General features: G+C 61.5%; 19 protein-coding genes. All 19 read left to right on the forward strand.

Annotated elements, in window-relative coordinates; translation table 11 throughout:
* Positions 1 to 73: 73 nt before the first annotated feature.
* Positions 74 to 223: a hypothetical protein gene (locus tag J5M67_RS08565; protein ID WP_207884876.1), complete on the forward strand. Its 150-nt coding sequence runs from the start codon at positions 74 to 76 to the stop codon at positions 221 to 223.
* Positions 224 to 416: 193 nt separating this feature from the next.
* Entirely contained in the window at positions 417 to 551 is a 135-nt protein-coding gene (gene rpmH / locus J5M67_RS08570) for a 50S ribosomal protein L34 (protein WP_003100258.1), read from the forward strand.
* A 14-nt stretch (positions 552 to 565) separates the two neighbouring features.
* Positions 566 to 973 carry a ribonuclease P protein component gene (gene rnpA, locus J5M67_RS08575; protein ID WP_207884877.1) on the forward strand — a complete coding sequence of 136 codons (408 nt, stop codon included), beginning with the start codon at positions 566 to 568 and terminating at the stop codon, positions 971 to 973.
* Positions 966 to 1,214: a membrane protein insertion efficiency factor YidD gene (gene yidD / locus J5M67_RS08580; RefSeq protein ID WP_207884878.1), complete on the forward strand. Its 249-nt coding sequence runs from the start codon at positions 966 to 968 to the stop codon at positions 1,212 to 1,214. Before rnpA ends, yidD begins: the two co-directional genes overlap by 8 nt.
* A gap of 2 nt (positions 1,215 to 1,216) precedes the next feature.
* Positions 1,217 to 2,968 carry a membrane protein insertase YidC gene (yidC, locus tag J5M67_RS08585; protein WP_207884879.1) on the forward strand — a complete coding sequence of 584 codons (1,752 nt, stop codon included), beginning with the start codon at positions 1,217 to 1,219 and terminating at the stop codon, positions 2,966 to 2,968.
* A 94-nt stretch (positions 2,969 to 3,062) separates the two neighbouring features.
* The gene (gene mnmE, locus J5M67_RS08590) at positions 3,063 to 4,430 is read left to right on the forward strand and encodes a tRNA uridine-5-carboxymethylaminomethyl(34) synthesis GTPase MnmE (protein ID WP_207884880.1); all 1,368 of its coding nucleotides are present in this window, start codon (positions 3,063 to 3,065) and stop codon (positions 4,428 to 4,430) included.
* 548 nt (positions 4,431 to 4,978) lie between these two features.
* The gene (gene mnmG, locus J5M67_RS08595; protein ID WP_207884881.1) at positions 4,979 to 6,871 is read left to right on the forward strand and encodes a tRNA uridine-5-carboxymethylaminomethyl(34) synthesis enzyme MnmG; all 1,893 of its coding nucleotides are present in this window, start codon (positions 4,979 to 4,981) and stop codon (positions 6,869 to 6,871) included.
* Positions 6,871 to 7,521, forward strand: a complete 651-nt coding sequence (rsmG, locus tag J5M67_RS08600) for a 16S rRNA (guanine(527)-N(7))-methyltransferase RsmG (protein ID WP_207884882.1) — start codon at positions 6,871 to 6,873, stop codon at positions 7,519 to 7,521. Before mnmG ends, rsmG begins: the two co-directional genes overlap by 1 nt.
* 18 nt (positions 7,522 to 7,539) lie before the next feature.
* Positions 7,540 to 8,328, forward strand: a complete 789-nt coding sequence (locus J5M67_RS08605) for a ParA family protein (RefSeq protein WP_207884883.1) — start codon at positions 7,540 to 7,542, stop codon at positions 8,326 to 8,328.
* Positions 8,329 to 8,345: 17 nt separating this feature from the next.
* Complete coding sequence (locus tag J5M67_RS08610; protein WP_207884884.1) at positions 8,346 to 9,218, forward strand: ParB/RepB/Spo0J family partition protein; 873 nt, start codon at positions 8,346 to 8,348, stop codon at positions 9,216 to 9,218.
* Between the two features lie 150 nt (positions 9,219 to 9,368).
* Positions 9,369 to 9,776, forward strand: coding sequence for a F0F1 ATP synthase subunit I (locus tag J5M67_RS08615; RefSeq protein ID WP_207884885.1), 408 nt, complete (start codon positions 9,369 to 9,371; stop codon positions 9,774 to 9,776).
* A gap of 16 nt (positions 9,777 to 9,792) precedes the next feature.
* The gene (gene atpB, locus J5M67_RS08620) at positions 9,793 to 10,662 is read left to right on the forward strand and encodes a F0F1 ATP synthase subunit A (protein ID WP_207884886.1); all 870 of its coding nucleotides are present in this window, start codon (positions 9,793 to 9,795) and stop codon (positions 10,660 to 10,662) included.
* Between the two features lie 109 nt (positions 10,663 to 10,771).
* Complete coding sequence (gene atpE, locus J5M67_RS08625) at positions 10,772 to 11,029, forward strand: F0F1 ATP synthase subunit C (RefSeq protein WP_043256731.1); 258 nt, start codon at positions 10,772 to 10,774, stop codon at positions 11,027 to 11,029.
* 52 nt (positions 11,030 to 11,081) lie between these two features.
* A complete protein-coding gene (locus J5M67_RS08630) occupies positions 11,082 to 11,552 on the forward strand; it encodes a F0F1 ATP synthase subunit B (RefSeq protein ID WP_017518842.1) in 471 nt (156 codons plus the stop codon).
* 12 nt (positions 11,553 to 11,564) lie between these two features.
* Positions 11,565 to 12,101 carry a F0F1 ATP synthase subunit delta gene (locus J5M67_RS08635; protein WP_152227812.1) on the forward strand — a complete coding sequence of 179 codons (537 nt, stop codon included), beginning with the start codon at positions 11,565 to 11,567 and terminating at the stop codon, positions 12,099 to 12,101.
* A gap of 18 nt (positions 12,102 to 12,119) precedes the next feature.
* Positions 12,120 to 13,664 carry a F0F1 ATP synthase subunit alpha gene (atpA, locus tag J5M67_RS08640; protein WP_207884887.1) on the forward strand — a complete coding sequence of 515 codons (1,545 nt, stop codon included), beginning with the start codon at positions 12,120 to 12,122 and terminating at the stop codon, positions 13,662 to 13,664.
* Between the two features lie 52 nt (positions 13,665 to 13,716).
* Positions 13,717 to 14,577, forward strand: a complete 861-nt coding sequence (gene atpG, locus J5M67_RS08645) for a F0F1 ATP synthase subunit gamma (RefSeq protein WP_152227811.1) — start codon at positions 13,717 to 13,719, stop codon at positions 14,575 to 14,577.
* A 30-nt stretch (positions 14,578 to 14,607) separates the two neighbouring features.
* Positions 14,608 to 15,984: a F0F1 ATP synthase subunit beta gene (gene atpD, locus J5M67_RS08650; RefSeq protein ID WP_017518838.1), complete on the forward strand. Its 1,377-nt coding sequence runs from the start codon at positions 14,608 to 14,610 to the stop codon at positions 15,982 to 15,984.
* 40 nt (positions 15,985 to 16,024) lie between these two features.
* Entirely contained in the window at positions 16,025 to 16,450 is a 426-nt protein-coding gene (locus tag J5M67_RS08655) for a F0F1 ATP synthase subunit epsilon (protein WP_207884888.1), read from the forward strand.
* The last annotated feature ends 99 nt before the right edge of the window (positions 16,451 to 16,549 follow it).

Raw genomic sequence — 16,549 nt, forward strand, 5'->3', positions numbered from 1 at the left:
ATGTTAATGAATACGCCGATTGTCGGGTAAGCGGGCCGTGAGCCTTGTGGATAACAGCTGGATGAGGCAGGGGATGAGCCTGGTGATCAGGCTGTGGAAAAAACGGCTGTGGAAAAACCAAGGTTCTGTCCCCAGCTTTCCAACCGTCGAAACACAAGCCGCCCACCCGTTCCGGACAGGGTTTTCATTGACCGGAAGCTCGACTAGCAAAGGCCTGCAATGACTTATGCACAGGCAAGGCCTCCAACAGTCATAATCACCGCTTCAATCTTTCAAAAAAGAATTTCGCCTCTTCTTAATTCAATTTGTATCCGGTGCTGGTTGGAAATTGACCTGACCGCGCGATTTCTCTAGAATCGCCGGTCTCTTTAAACGGGGTCACTGCGACCTCAAGTCGTCAACCCAGGTACCGAATCATGAAACGTACTTTCCAACCCAGCACCCTCAAGCGCGCTCGCGTCCACGGTTTCCGCGCTCGCATGGCCACCAAGAACGGTCGTCAGGTTCTGTCGCGTCGTCGCGCCAAGGGCCGTAAGCGTCTGACCGTCTGATTTGTCCGACACAGGTGGTGAGTCAAGGCTTCGACCGGGATAAGCGTCTACTGACAGCCCGGCATTTCACAGCAGTCTTCGACTCCCCCACCTCCAAGGTTCCCGGCAAGCACATCCTGCTGCTGGCGCGCGAAAACGGTCTCGATCACCCCCGCCTCGGCCTGGTGATCGGCAAGAAGAACGTCAAGCTCGCCGTCGAGCGTAACCGCCTCAAACGCCTTCTCCGCGAATCCTTCCGCCACAACCAGCAAAAACTGGCCGGCCTGGATATCGTGGTCATCGCGCGCAAGGGCCTCGGCGATCTGGAGAATGAAGAACTGCACCAGCAGTTCGGCAAACTCTGGAAGCGCCTGTTGCGCAATCGGCCCAGCCCGGAACCTACGACAGAATCTCCGGGAGTGGCCGACAGTTCCCATGCGTAGACTGGCGCTTCTACTGATCCAGTTTTACCGCTACGCCATCAGTCCCATGATGGGCAGGCACTGTCGTTTCTATCCCAGCTGTTCCTGCTACGCGCAGGAAGCCATCGAAATCCATGGCTTCCTGCGTGGTGGCTGGCTGGCCGCTCGTCGCCTCGGCCACTGCCACCCCTGGCACCCCGGTGGCTATGATCCGGTACCGCCAGCCCCATCCAAGACCGCCCCTTCCTCGACGGCCGAGTAATCATGGACATCAAACGTTCAATCCTATTCGTCGCCCTGGCAATCGTGTCCTATGCGCTGGTCCTCCAGTGGAACAAGGACTACGGCCAGCCTGAACTGCCAGCGCAGACCGCGACCTTCAACCAGAACGAAGGCCTGCCGGATACCTCCGTGCCTGCCGGCGGCGCGGCCAGCAATGCCGACGTACCGACCGCCCAGAATGCCCAGGCGGGCCTGCCCACCGAGCAGAAGCCGGTAGCCGTCAGCGACCAGCTGATCCGCGTGAAGACCGACGTACTGGACCTGTCCATCGACCCGCGCGGTGGCGACGTGGTGAAACTGGGCCTGACCCAGTACCCGCTGCGCCAGGATCGTCCGGATGTACCGTTCCCGCTGTTCGAGCGTGACAACCAGCGCACCTACCTTGCCCAAAGCGGCCTGACCGGCGCCAATGGTCCGGATGCTGCTGCCAGCGGTCGCCCGCTCTATGCATCGGCCAAAACCGTCTACGAACTGGCTGACGGCCAGGACCAGATGGTCGTCGACCTGACTTATGCACAGGATGGCGTCAGCTACATCAAGCGCTTCACCTTCCATCGCGGCCTGAAAGGCGACTGCAGCGACAAGGAAAAAGCGCAGAAGAAGCTCGAGTGCATCAACCCCAATGCCTATCAGGTCGGTGTGAGCTACCTGATCGACAACCAGAGCGGCAAACCCTGGAGCGCTTCGCTGTTCGCCCAGCTCAAGCGTGACGCCAGCGTCGATCCGTCCTCCACTACCGCCACTGGCGTGTCGACCTACCTCGGCGCCGCGGTCTGGACCCCTGAAAAGCCCTACGTGAAAGTGTCCATGAAGGACATGGACAAGGAGCAGTTCAAGGAATCCGTACAGGGCGGCTGGGTAGCCTGGCTGCAACACTACTTCGTCACCGCCTGGGTACCCGCCAAGGGCGACACCCACAACGTGATGACCCGCAAGGACGCCCAGGGCAACTACATCGTCGGCTTCACCGGTCCGAACATCACCGTTGCGCCGGGTGCCAAGGGCGAAACCAGCATGACCCTGTATGCCGGTCCGAAGCTGCAGACCTACCTGGGCGAGCTGTCCAAGGGTCTGGAGCTGACCGTCGACTACGGCCCGCTGTGGTTCATCGCCCAGCCGATCTTCTGGCTGCTGCAACATATCCACAACCTGGTGGGTAACTGGGGCTGGTCGATCATCCTGCTGACCATCGTCATCAAGATGGCCTTCTTCCCGCTGTCCGCCGCCAGCTACCGCTCCATGGCCCGCATGCGCGCCGTATCGCCGAAGATGCAGGCTCTGAAGGAGCAGCATGGCGACGATCGCCAGAAGATGTCCCAGGCGATGATGGAGCTGTACAAGAAGGAGAAGATCAATCCGCTGGGCGGCTGCCTGCCGATCCTGGTGCAGATGCCGGTCTTCCTGTCCCTTTACTGGGTACTGCTGGAAAGCGTCGAGATGCGCCAGGCCCCCTGGCTGGGCTGGATCGTCGACCTGTCGGTGAAGGATCCGTTCTTCATCCTGCCGATCATCATGGGCGCCACCATGCTGGTTCAGCAGATGCTCAACCCGACGCCGCCGGACCCCATGCAGGCCAAGGTGATGAAGCTGATGCCGATCATCTTCACCTTCTTCTTCCTGTGGTTCCCGGCCGGCCTGGTGCTGTACTGGGTTGTGAACAACTGCCTGTCCATCGCACAGCAGTGGTACATTACCCGTCAGATCGAGGGTTCGGCGAAGAAGGCCTCTGCCTGATCGCCCCTCCCGCCGATAGCCAAAACGCCCCCTCGTGGGGCGTTTTGCTATGTGGATAATTCTGCCCTCCCGAGAACACCGCGAGACCGCCGACATGAATGCAGCCCGTGAAACCATCGCCGCCGTCGCCACCGCCCAGGGTCGTGGCGGGGTCGGCATCGTCCGCGTCTCCGGGCCACGCGCCCGCGCCATGGCCATCACCCTCAGCGGTCGGGAGCCACAGCCGCGTTACGCCCATTACGGGCCGTTCCACGCCGACGACGGCGACGTGATCGACGAGGGCCTGCTGCTGTATTTCCCCGGTCCCAACTCCTTCACGGGCGAAGATGTGCTGGAACTGCAGGGGCACGGCGGTCCCGTGGTGATGGACATGCTCCTGCAGCGCTGCCTGGAACTGGGTGCACGCCAGGCACGCCCTGGCGAGTTCAGCGAGCGCGCCTTCCTCAACGACAAGCTCGACCTGGCCCAGGCCGAGGCCATTGCCGACCTCATCGAGGCCAGCTCGGCCCAGGCCGCGCGCAATGCCGTGCGTTCACTGCAAGGCGAATTCTCGCGCCGCGTGCACCATCTCACCGACCAGCTGATCCAGCTGCGTATGTACGTCGAGGTCGCCATCGACTTCCCCGAAGAAGAAATCGACTTCCTCGCGGATGGCCACGTCCTCTCGCAACTGGATGCTGTACGCGACGAACTGGCCGCGGTGCTGCGCGAGGCGGGCCAGGGCGCTCTGCTGCGCGACGGCATGACCGTGGTGATCGCCGGCCGGCCCAACGCCGGCAAATCGAGCCTGCTGAACGCCCTGGCAGGCCGTGAAGCCGCCATCGTCACCGATATCGCCGGTACGACCCGCGATGTGCTGCGCGAACATATCCACATCGACGGCATGCCGCTGCACATCATCGACACTGCCGGCCTGCGCAGTACCGACGACCACGTGGAAAAGATCGGCGTTGAACGCGCCCTGAAAGCCATCAATGAAGCCGATCGCGTACTCCTGGTGGTCGACTCCACCGCACCGGAGGCCAGCGATCCCTTCGCCCTGTGGCCGGAATTCCTCGACAGCCGGCCCGATCCGACCCACGTCACGCTGATTCGCAACAAGGCGGATTTATCCACAGAGGTCATCGGCCTCGAAGAAAGCGCGGACGGCCACGTCACCATCACCCTGTCCGCCCGCTCCGGCAATGGCCTGGACCTTCTGCGTGAACATCTCAAGGCCTGCATGGGCTTCGAACAGACAGCGGAAAGCAGCTTCAGCGCCCGCAGGCGCCATCTGGAAGCCCTGCGGCAGGCCGGCGACAGCCTCGAGCACGGCCGCGCCCAGCTCACCCTGAGCGGCGCCGGCGAACTGCTGGCCGAGGACCTGCGTCAGGCCCAGCAAGCCCTGGGCGAAATCACTGGCGCCTTCACGCCGGATGATCTGCTGGGGCGCATCTTCTCCAGCTTCTGCATCGGCAAGTAATCCACAACACCCACCTTCCTCGCCGGTGACGGAGCCATTCCGTCGCCGCGCCTCCCTCTGCCTGCAACTATCTCCGCGAAATATCTATCCACAGCGTCCTTAGCGGCATAACCCGCGTCATATCTAGCTTTCAGGACGAAAAAGCAGAACTTCACAGGCCTCCGTGAAACCTGTGGAAAACTCGCGTACAGCTAGGTTGACAACACCTGTCGCAAGCCGTGGATAAATCCGCCTGTTGATAACATCATCCTTAATCCACAGGCTGAAAACCGGACATCCCCCGTCACCTGACAGCATCGACACAGGGTTGTTATCCCTTCAAGCATCGATGAAACATGGGCTACAGACGGTTATCCACAGAAAACGGCTTCACCATACATAAACACAAGCTCTAAAAAGATTTAAAAAATTCCCTCTCTTTTATTTTCTATAGAAGCTCACAGCACCGATTGGCTATTTTTTGTTCAGGTACCTTCAATCGAGAGCCCTAAGCCCCTATACTGTCCGGCTCTCTTATTTCTCCTTGATCAACAGGCACGAGGTGCGTGGTGGATTTCCCTTCCCGTTTTGACGTGATCGTGATCGGCGGCGGCCATGCCGGCACTGAGGCCGCGCTCGCGGCTGCACGCATAGGCGTGAAGACGCTGCTGCTCACCCACAATGTGGAAACCCTTGGCCAGATGAGCTGCAACCCCGCTATCGGTGGGATCGGCAAAAGCCATCTGGTGAAGGAAATCGATGCGCTGGGCGGCGCCATGGCACTGGCCACCGATAAAGGCGGCATCCAGTTCCGCGTTCTGAACAGCCGCAAAGGCCCGGCAGTGCGTGCAACTCGCGCGCAAGCTGACCGCATCCTCTACAAGGCGGCGGTACGCGAGATCCTGGAAAACCAACCCAACCTGTGGATATTCCAGCAGTCCTGCGACGACCTGATCGTCGAACAGGACCAGGTGCGCGGCGTGGTGACTCAGATGGGTCTGAAATTCCATGCAGATAACGTCGTCCTCACCGCCGGAACCTTCCTCGGTGGACTTATCCACATCGGTCTGGAGAACTACTCCGGTGGCCGCGCCGGTGATCCGCCATCCATCGCCCTGGCCAAGCGCCTGCGCGAACTGCCGCTGCGTGTCGGCCGACTGAAGACCGGTACCCCTCCGCGTATCGACGGCCGCAGCGTCGACTTCAGCGTAATGACCGAGCAGCCCGGCGATACGCCGATCCCGGTGATGTCCTTCCTCGGCTCCAAGGAAATGCATCCGCGCCAGGTCAGCTGCTGGATCACCCACACCAACTCGCGGACCCACGAGATCATCGCCTCCAACCTCGATCGTTCGCCCATGTACTCCGGCGTGATCGAAGGTGTCGGCCCGCGCTACTGCCCGTCGATCGAAGACAAGATCCATCGCTTCGCCGACAAGGACAGCCATCAGGTCTTCCTCGAACCCGAAGGCCTGACCACCCATGAGCTGTACCCGAACGGCATCTCCACCTCGCTGCCCTTCGATGTGCAGCTGGATATCGTCCGCTCGATCCGTGGCATGGAAAACGCACACATCGTGCGTCCGGGCTACGCCATCGAGTACGACTACTTCGATCCGCGCGACCTGAAGTACAGCCTGGAGACCAAGGTCATCGGCGGTCTGTTCTTCGCCGGCCAGATCAACGGCACCACCGGCTACGAAGAAGCCGGCGCCCAGGGCCTGCTCGCCGGCACCAACGCCGCACTGCGTTCGCAAGACCGCGACAGCTGGTGCCCGCGTCGTGACGAGGCCTATATCGGCGTGCTGGTCGACGACCTGATCACCCTCGGCACCCAGGAGCCGTACCGCATGTTCACTTCGCGCGCCGAATACCGGCTGATCCTGCGCGAAGACAACGCCGACCTGCGCCTGACCGAGAAGGGGCGCGAACTGGGCCTGATCGACGACGAGCGCTGGGCGGTCTTCGAAGCCAAGCGCGAAGGCATCGAGAAGGAAGAACAGCGCCTGAAGAGCACCTGGGTTCGCCCGAACACGCCGCAGGGCGATGCCATCGCCGAGCGCTTCGGCACTCCGCTGGCTCACGAATACAACCTGCTGAACCTGCTGGCCCGTCCGGAAATCGACTATGTCAGCCTGGCCGAAGTGACCGGCGCCGGCGCGGAAGATCCGCAGGTCGCTGAACAGGTGGAAATTCGAACCAAGTACGCTGGCTACATCGACCGCCAGCAGGAAGAGATCGCTCGCCTGCGCGCCAGTGAAGACACCCAGCTGCCTGTGGATATCGATTACCAGACCATTTCCGGTCTCTCCAAGGAGATCCAGCTCAAGCTGGGCAACGCCCGACCGGAAACCCTCGGTCAGGCCGGCCGCATTCCGGGTGTGACCCCCGCGGCGATCTCCCTGCTGCTGATCCATCTGAAGAAGCGCTCCTCCGGCCGTCAGCTGGAGCAGAGCGCCTGATGTCCCTGGTCACTGCCCGCCACGCCGACGAACTCGCGCGTGGCATCCAGGCGCTCGGCCTGGAGATCGACGCCGCCACTCAGCAGCGACTGCTGGATTACCTGGCCCTCCTGGCCAAGTGGAACAAGGCCTACAACCTCACCGCCGTGCGCGATGTGGATGAAATGGTCTCGCGCCATCTGCTCGACAGCCTCAGCATCGTCGCCCAGTTCGAAGCCGCCGGCGGCGAGCGCTGGCTGGACGTCGGTAGTGGCGGCGGCATGCCCGGCATTCCGCTGGCCATCCTGTTCCCCGGCAAGTCCCTGACCCTGCTGGACAGCAACGGCAAGAAGACCCGCTTCCTCACCCAGGTGAAGCTGGAGCTCAAGCTCGATAACCTGCAGGTTATCCACAGCCGGGTCGAAGCCTTCCAGCCCGAACAGCCGTTCAACGGCATCGTCTCCCGGGCTTTCAGCAGTCTCGAAGACTTCACGAACTGGACGCGCCACCTCGGCGACGGCCGCACCAATTGGCTGGCCATGAAAGGCGTACACCCCAGCGAAGAGCTCGCGGCACTCCCGGAGGATTTCCGGGTCGAAGCCGAACACGCTCTGGCGGTGCCGGGTTGCCAAGGCCAGCGCCATCTGCTGATACTGCGCCGCACTGCATGACGGGGAGTGGGGGAAACCATGGCTAAGGTATTCGCGATCGCCAACCAGAAAGGCGGCGTCGGCAAGACCACGACCTGCATCAACCTCGCCGCTTCGCTGGTTGCCACCAAGCGTCGCGTGCTGATGATCGACCTCGATCCACAGGGCAACGCCACCACCGGCAGCGGTGTGGATAAGTTGTCCCTGGACCATTCCATCTACGACGTGCTCACCGGTGAATGCGATCTGGCCCAGGCCATGCAGTTCTCCGAGCACGGCGGCTACCAGCTGCTGCCCGCCAACCGCGATCTCACCGCGGCGGAAGTGGTGCTGCTGGAGATGGACATGAAAGAGCACCGCCTGCGCCATGCGCTGGCGCCGATCCGCGAGAACTACGACTTCATCCTCATCGACTGCCCGCCGTCGCTGTCGATGCTGACGGTCAACGCCCTGTCCGCTTCGGACGGCGTGATCATCCCGATGCAGTGCGAGTACTACGCACTGGAAGGCCTGACCGACCTGATGAACAGCATCCAGCGCATCGCCGAGCGGCTGAACCCGGCGCTGAAGATCGAAGGCCTGCTGCGTACCATGTACGACCCGCGCATCAGCCTGACCAACGACGTCAGCGCGCAACTGCAGGAACACTTCGGCGACAAGCTCTACACCACCGTGATCCCGCGCAACGTGCGACTGGCCGAAGCACCCAGCTTCGGCATGCCGGCGCTGGTCTACGACAAGCAATCCCGCGGTGCCCTCGCCTACCTGGCGTTGGCCGGCGAGCTGGTGCGCCGCCAGCGTTCCGCTCGCAGCACCGCCACCGCCTAAACGATTAAGGAACCCGCATGGCCGCCAAGAAACGAGGTCTCGGACGCGGGCTGGACGCCCTGCTCAGTGGCTCCAGCGCCGCTACGCTGCAGGAAGAAGCCGTTCAGGTGGACAGCAAGGAGCTGCAACACCTGCCGCTGGACCTGATCCAGCGCGGCAAGTACCAGCCCCGCCGCGACATGGACCCGCAGGCCCTGGAAGAGCTCGCCCAGTCGATCAAGGCCCAGGGCGTGATGCAGCCGATCGTGGTGCGCCCGATCGACAAGGGCCGCTACGAGATCATCGCCGGCGAGCGCCGCTGGCGCGCCAGCCAGCAGGCCGGCCTGGACAAGATCCCGGCCATGGTTCGCGAAGTGCCGGACGAAGCTGCCATTGCCATGGCGCTGATCGAGAACATCCAGCGCGAGGACCTCAATCCCATTGAGGAAGCCGCCGCGCTGCAACGCCTGCAGCAGGAATTCCAGCTGACCCAGCAACAGGTCGCCGACGCCGTGGGCAAATCCCGCGTGACCGTGGCCAACCTGCTGCGCCTGATCGCCCTGCCGGACGAGATCAAGACCCTGCTGTCCCACGGCGACCTGGAAATGGGCCATGCCCGTGCACTGCTCGGTTTGCCGGAAAATCGGCAGGTGGAAGGTGCGCGACATGTTGTCGCACGCGGGCTCACGGTGCGTCAGACCGAAGCACTGGTGCGGCAGTGGCTCAATGCCCCCAGCGAACCTGTCAAACCGGTCAAGAGCGATCCGGACATCAGTCGGCTGGAACAGCGCCTGGCTGAGCGCCTGGGGGCTCCGGTGCAGATTCGCCATGGCCAGAAAGGCAAGGGACAGCTGGTGATCCGCTACAACTCCCTCGACGAACTCCAGGGCGTTCTCGCCCACATACGCTGATACGAACGTAGCATGTAGGGGGCGTCGGAAATCACTACCCGACGGTTGAACGGGTATGCGGCGCCCCCTATACTCTGCGCGCAATTTTGTCGGCACAAACTATGCCAAGTTGTTGATTTGCGAAGCCGACGCCAGAGGACTGTGAGACAGATGGAACCCCGCAAGCCCAATCGCCTGCCCTTCCATCGCCAACCGGCTTTCAGCCTGTTGCTCGTCCAACTGGTGGTGCTGCTTATCGGTGCAGCGGCCCTGTGGTTTGCCCAGGGATCGGTCGCAGGCTATTCCGGCCTGCTGGGTGGCCTGATTGCGTGGTTGCCGAATCTGTACTTTGCTCGCAAGGCGTTCCGCTACAGCGGCGCCCGTTCAGCCCAGCTGATAGTCCGGTCCTTTTATGCCGGTGAGGCGGGAAAACTGATTTTGACGGCAGTGCTCTTCGCACTGACGTTCGCAGGTGTGAAGCCGCTGGCGCCCCTGGCGCTGTTCGGCATCTACCTGCTGACTCTGGTAGTCAGCTGGTTTGCACCCCTGCTGATGCGAAACACATTTACAAGACCTTAGAGCGATTGAGGCAAACATGGCAGCAGAAAGCGCTTCGGGTTACATCCAGCACCACTTGCAGAACCTGACCCTGGGTCGTCTGCCGGATGGTTCCTGGGGGTTCGCCCACACCGCCGAACAAGCCAAGGAAATGGGCTTCTGGGCATTCCACGTTGATACCCTGGGCTGGTCCGTATTCCTCGGCCTGGTGTTCATCCTTATCTTCCGCATGGCAGCCAAGAAGGCCACCAGCGGTCAACCTGGCGGCCTGCAGAACTTCGTCGAAGTTCTCGTGGAGTTCGTCGACGGCAGCGTGAAGGACACCTTCCACGGCCGTAACCCGCTCATCGCACCGCTGGCGCTGACCGTGTTCGTCTGGATCTTCCTGATGAACCTGATCGACCTGGTGCCCGTGGACTTCCTGCCGCTGGCGGCTCAGGCGGCCACCGGTAACGAGCACCTGTTCTTCCGCGCCGTGGCCACCACCGATCCGAACGCCACCTTCGGCATGTCGATCGCGGTCTTCGCGCTGATCATCTTCTACAGCATCAAGGTCAAGGGCATCGGCGGCTTCCTCGGCGAACTGACCCTGCACCCGTTCCACAGCAGCAACATGGCGGTTCAGATCATCCTGATCCCCGTGAACTTCCTGCTGGAGTTCGTGACCCTGATCGCCAAGCCGGTATCCCTGGCACTGCGTCTGTTCGGCAACATGTACGCCGGGGAGCTGATCTTCATCCTGATCGCCGTGATGTTCGGTTCCGGCATCCTCTGGCTGGGCGGCATGGGCGTCGTGCTGAACTGGGCGTGGGCGGTGTTCCACATCCTGATCATCACCCTGCAGGCCTTCATCTTCATGATGCTGACCATCGTCTACCTGTCGATGGCCCACGAAGACAGCCACTGATCCAAAGATTCTGTACGCCCCTTCCCTCGCGGGAAGGGGTGAAAGAAGAGCTTCACCACCTTAACTTGCTTCACCTTTAACCAACACGACAAAAAAGTCGGGAGGAAAAATGGAAACTGTAGTTGGACTCACTGCTATCGCCGTTGCTCTGCTGATCGGTCTGGGCGCTCTGGGTACCGCCATCGGCTTCGGCCTGCTGGGCGGCAAGTTCCTGGAAGGCGCTGCTCGCCAGCCGGAAATGGTCCCGATGCTGCAGGTGAAAATGTTCATCGTCGCCGGTCTGCTCGACGCCGTGACCATGATCGGTGTTGGTATCGCTCTGTTCTTCACCTTCGCTAACCCGTTCATTGCTCAGGTTGCCCACTAATTTCCGAACAGCGGAAATCTGTGACTGAACAACGAACGAGCGAGGTATTGGCGTGAACATTAATGCAACTCTGATCGGCCAGGCCATCGCGTTCGCCATCTTCGTCCTCTTCTGCATGAAGTTCGTGTGGCCGCCGGTCATCGCGGCTCTGCACGAGCGTCAGAAGAAGATCGCCGACGGCCTGGACGCTGCCAACCGCGCGGCTCGTGACCTGGAACTGGCCCACGAGAAAGCGGGTCAGCAACTGCGCGAAGCCAAGGCTCAGGCAGCCGAAATCATCGAGCAGGCGAAGAAGAGCGCTAACCAGATCGTTGACGAAGCCCGTGATCAGGCCCGTGCCGAAGGTGATCGCATGATCGCCCAGGCCAAGGCCCAGATCGAACAGGAACTGAACAGCGTCAAAGACGCCCTGCGTGCCCAAGTGGGTGCCCTGGCTGTCTCCGGCGCCGAGAAGATCCTGGGTGCTTCGATCGATGCCAACGCGCAAAAGCAGCTGGTTGATCAACTGGCCGCCGAGATCTAAGCAGAGGGCGATATGGCAGAACTGACCACATTGGCTCGTCCATACGCGAAGGCGGCTTTCGAGTACGCCCAGGCTCATCAGCAACTGGCCGATTGGTCCGCTGCTCTGGGTGTGCTGGCTGCAGTGTCGCAGGACGACACCGTGCGCCAGCTGCTCAAGGAGCCCCAGCTGACCGCGGCAGCGAAAGCTGACGCGCTGATCGACGTGTGTGGCGACAAGCTCAATGCTCCGGCCCAGAACTTCGTCCGGACTGTGGCTGAAAACAAGCGGCTCGACCTGCTGCCGACCATCTTCGTGATGTTCGAGCAACTCAAGGCCGAGCAGGAAAAGCTGGTCGAGGTCGAGGTCACCAGTGCCTTCGCCCTGGACCAGGAACAGCAGGACAAACTCGCCAAGGCTCTCAGCGCCCGGCTCAGTCGCGAAGTGCGACTTCATGCGTCGGAAGACGCGAGCCTGATCGGCGGCGTGGTGATCCGCGCCGGTGACTTGGTAATCGATGGCTCGGTGCGCGGCAAAATCGCGAAACTGGCCGAAGCGTTGAAATCTTGAGTTTGAAGGGGCAGCGGCATGCAGCAACTCAATCCTTCCGAAATTAGTGAAATCATCAAGGGGCGCATCGAGAAACTCGATGTCGCTTCGCAAGCGCGTAACGAAGGCACCATCGTCAGCGTCTCCGACGGCATCGTGCGCATCTTCGGTCTGGCCGACGTCATGTACGGCGAAATGATCGAATTCCCGGGCGGCGTCTACGGTATGGCGCTGAACCTGGAGCAAGACTCCGTCGGTGCTGTGGTACTGGGTGAATACCAGGACCTCAAAGAAGGCATGAACGCCAAGTGCACCGGCCGCATCCTGGAAGTACCGGTTGGTCCGGAACTGCTGGGTCGCGTCGTCGACGCCCTGGGTAACCCGATCGATGGCAAAGGCCCGATCGAAGCCAAGCTGACCGACGCTGTCGAGAAAGTGGCACCGGGCGTGATCTGGCGTAAGTCGGTAGACCAGCCGGTTCAGACCGGTTACAAGTCGGTCGACGCCATGATCCCGGTAGGCCGTGGCCAGCGCGAGCTGATCATCGGTGACCGTCAGATCGGTAAAACCGCTCTGGCCATCGACGCCATCATCAACCAGAAGAACAGCGGCATCCGCTGCGTCTACGTTGCCATCGGTCAGAAGCAATCGACCATCGCCAACGTCGTGCGCAAGCTGGAAGAGAACGGCGCCCTGGCCAACACCATCGTGGTCGTTGCCAGCGCTTCCGAATCCGCTGCTCTGCAGTACCTGGCTCCGTACTCCGGCTGCACCATGGGCGAATACTTCCGCGACCGCGGTGAAGACGCCCTGATCGTGTACGACGACCTGTCCAAGCAGGCCGTAGCCTACCGCCAGATCTCCCTGCTGCTGCGCCGTCCGCCGGGCCGTGAAGCTTACCCGGGCGACGTGTTCTATCTCCACAGCCGTCTGCTGGAGCGCGCTTCCCGCGTTTCCGAAGAGTACGTAGAGAAGTTCACCAACGGCGAAGTGAAAGGCAAGACCGGTTCCCTGACCGCCCTGCCGATCATCGAAACCCAGGCTGGCGACGTTTCCGCGTTCGTTCCGACCAACGTGATCTCCATCACCGACGGTCAGATCTTCCTGGAATCGGCCATGTTCAACTCGGGTATCCGTCCGGCCGTCAACGCCGGTATCTCGGTATCCCGTGTAGGTGGCGCGGCCCAGACCAAGATCATCAAGAAGCTGTCCGGCGGCATCCGTACCGCGCTGGCCCAGTACCGTGAACTGGCGGCCTTCGCCCAGTTCGCCTCGGACCTGGACGACGCGACCCGCAAGCAGCTGGAACATGGTCAGCGCGTTACCGAGCTGATGAAGCAGAAGCAATACGCGCCGATGTCCATCGCTGAGATGTCGCTGTCCCTGTATGCCGCCGAGCGTGGCTTCCTGCAGGACGTCGAGATCGCCAAGGTGGGCGCCTTCGAACAAGCGCTGATCGCCTACTTCCAACGTGAGAACGCCGCTCTGCTGGCGAAGATCAACGAGAAGGGTGACTTCAACGACGAAATCGACGCAGGCATCAAGGCCGGCATCGAGAAGTTCAAGGCCACCCAAACCTGGTAAGCCGCAGCGGGGGTCGCTAGCGGCCCCCGCCTGCTAAACCGATAGGTGTGAAATGGCAGGCGCAAAAGAGATTCGCAGCAAGATTGCGAGCATCAAAAGCACGCAAAAAATCACCAATGCCATGGAAAAGGTGGCGGTGAGCAAGATGCGCAAGGCACAAATGCGCATGGCGGCCGGCCGTCCCTACGCGGAGCGCATTCGCCAGGTGATCGGCCATCTGGCCAACGCCAACCCGGAATACCGTCACCCGTTCATGGTCGAGCGTGAAGTAAAACGCGTCGGCTACATCGTGGTGAGCTCCGACCGTGGCCTGGCTGGTGGCCTGAACATCAACCTGTTCAAGGCTCTCGTCAAGGACATGGGCGGGCAGCGCGATCGTGGCGCGGAGATCGATCTCTGCGTGATCGGCTCCAAGGGTGCATCCTTCTTCAAGAGCTATGGCGGCAACGTGGTTGCAGCTATCAGCCACCTGGGCGAAGAGCCGTCGATCAACGATCTGATCGGCAGCGTCAAGGTCATGCTGGATGCCTACCTGGAAGGTCGTATCGATCGCCTGTACGTGGTTTCCAACAAGTTCGTCAACACCATGACCCAGAAGCCGACCGTGGAACAGCTGATTCCGCTGGTGGCCGAGGACAATGCCGAGCTGAAGCACCACTGGGACTACCTCTACGAACCCGACGCCAAGGCCCTCCTCGACGGCCTGCTGGTGCGCTACGTGGAATCCCAGGTGTATCAGGCCGTGGTTGAGAACAACGCCTGTGAGCAGGCGGCCCGGATGATTGCAATGAAGAACGCTACCGACAACGCCGGTGATCTGATCAGTGGTCTGCAACTGATCTACAACAAGGCACGTCAGGCGGCGATCACCCAGGAAATCTCGGAAATCGTCGGCGGCGCTGCCGCGGTGTAAGAACAGGTTCAAAATTCAGAGGAACCAGACATGAGTAGCGGACGTATCGTTCAAATCATCGGCGCCGTGATCGACGTGGAATTCCCGCGCGATGCCGTGCCGAGCATCTACGAGGCCCTGAAAGTTCAGGGCGTCGAAACCACCCTGGAAGTTCAGCAGCAGCTGGGCGACGGCGTGGTTCGTTCCATTGCAATGGGTTCCACCGAAGGCCTCAAGCGTGGCCTGAACGTGGAAAGCACCGGCGCAGCCATCTCCGTCCCGGTCGGTACCAAGACCCTGGGCCGTATCATGGACGTGCTGGGCAACCCGATCGACGAAGCCGGTCCCATCGGCGAAGAAGAGCGCTGGGGTATTCACCGCGACGCTCCGTCCTACGCTGACCAGGCTGGCGGCAACGACCTGCTCGAAACCGGCATCAAGGTTATCGACCTGGTCTGCCCGTTCGCCAAGGGCGGTAAAGTCGGTCTGTTCGGTGGTGCCGGTGTAGGCAAGACCGTAAACATGATGGAACTGATCCGTAACATCGCCATGGAGCACAGCGGTTACTCTGTGTTCGCGGGTGTGGGTGAGCGTACTCGTGAGGGTAACGACTTCTACCACGAGATGAAGGATTCCGGCGTACTGGACAAGGTAGCCCTGGTTTACGGCCAGATGAACGAGCCGCCGGGTAACCGTCTGCGCGTTGCACTGACCGGCCTGACCATGGCCGAGAAGTTCCGTGACGAAGGCCGTGACGTACTGCTGTTCATCGACAACATCTACCGTTACACCCTCGCCGGTACCGAAGTATCCGCACTGCTGGGCCGTATGCCTTCCGCAGTAGGTTACCAGCCGACCCTGGCCGAAGAGATGGGCGTTCTGCAAGAGCGCATCACCTCCACCAAGAAAGGCTCGATCACCTCGATCCAGGCCGTCTACGTTCCCGCGGACGACCTGACCGACCCGAGCCCGGCGACCACCTTCGCCCACCTGGACGCCACCGTCGTACTGTCCCGTGACATCGCCTCGCTGGGTATCTACCCGGCTGTCGATCCGCTGGACTCGACTTCCCGTCAGCTGGACCCGCTGGTCATCGGCCAGGATCACTACGACACCGCTCGTGGCGTGCAGTACGTTCTGCAGCGCTACAAGGAGCTGAAGGACATCATCGCGATCCTCGGCATGGACGAACTGTCCGAAGCCGACAAGCTGCTGGTGGCCCGTGCTCGTAAGATCCAGCGCTTCCTGTCCCAGCCGTTCTTCGTGGCTGAAGTATTCACCGGCTCGCCGGGCAAATACGTCTCCCTGAAGGACACCATCGCTGGCTTCAAAGGCATCCTCAACGGCGACTACGATCACCTGCCCGAGCAGGCGTTCTACATGGTCGGCGGCATCGAAGAAGCCATCGAGAAAGCGAAGAAGCTGTAATCCGTGCGCCCGGCAACGGGCGCTTACGTGAGGCAAGGGTATGGCTATTACAGTCCACTGCGACATCGTCAGCGCCGAAGCGGAGATCTTCTCCGGTCTGGTCGAGCTGGTCGTCGCGCACGGCGCCCTGGGTGATCTGGGTATCGCTCCGGGCCACGCGCCGCTGATCACCGAGCTCAAGCCGGGTCCGATCCGCCTGGTGAAGCAGGGTGGCGAGCAGGAGGTGTACTACATCTCCGGCGGCTTCCTCGAAGTGCAGCCGAACATGGTCAAGGTTCTCGCCGACACCGTGATTCGCGCAGGCGACCTCGACGAAGCGGCTGCCCAGACCGCACTGAAGGAAGCTGAGAAGGCTCTGCACTCCAAAGGTGCCGAGTTTGACTACAGCTCCGCCGCAGCCCGCCTGGCCGAAGCCGCAGCGCAACTGCGCACGGTCCAGCAGGTTCGCAAGAAGTTCGGCGGCTAAGCCGGCGCGAAGCCCTCGGGCTTTAGCGACAAATGGGAAAAGGGTAGCCTTGGCTACCCTTTTTCTTTTTCTACACCCGGGGTTCTCCCCGCTCACCAG

Origin of the sequence: Pseudomonas sp. 30_B (assembly GCF_017491605.1) — a bacterium.
Lineage (GTDB): Bacteria > Pseudomonadota > Gammaproteobacteria > Pseudomonadales > Pseudomonadaceae > Pseudomonas.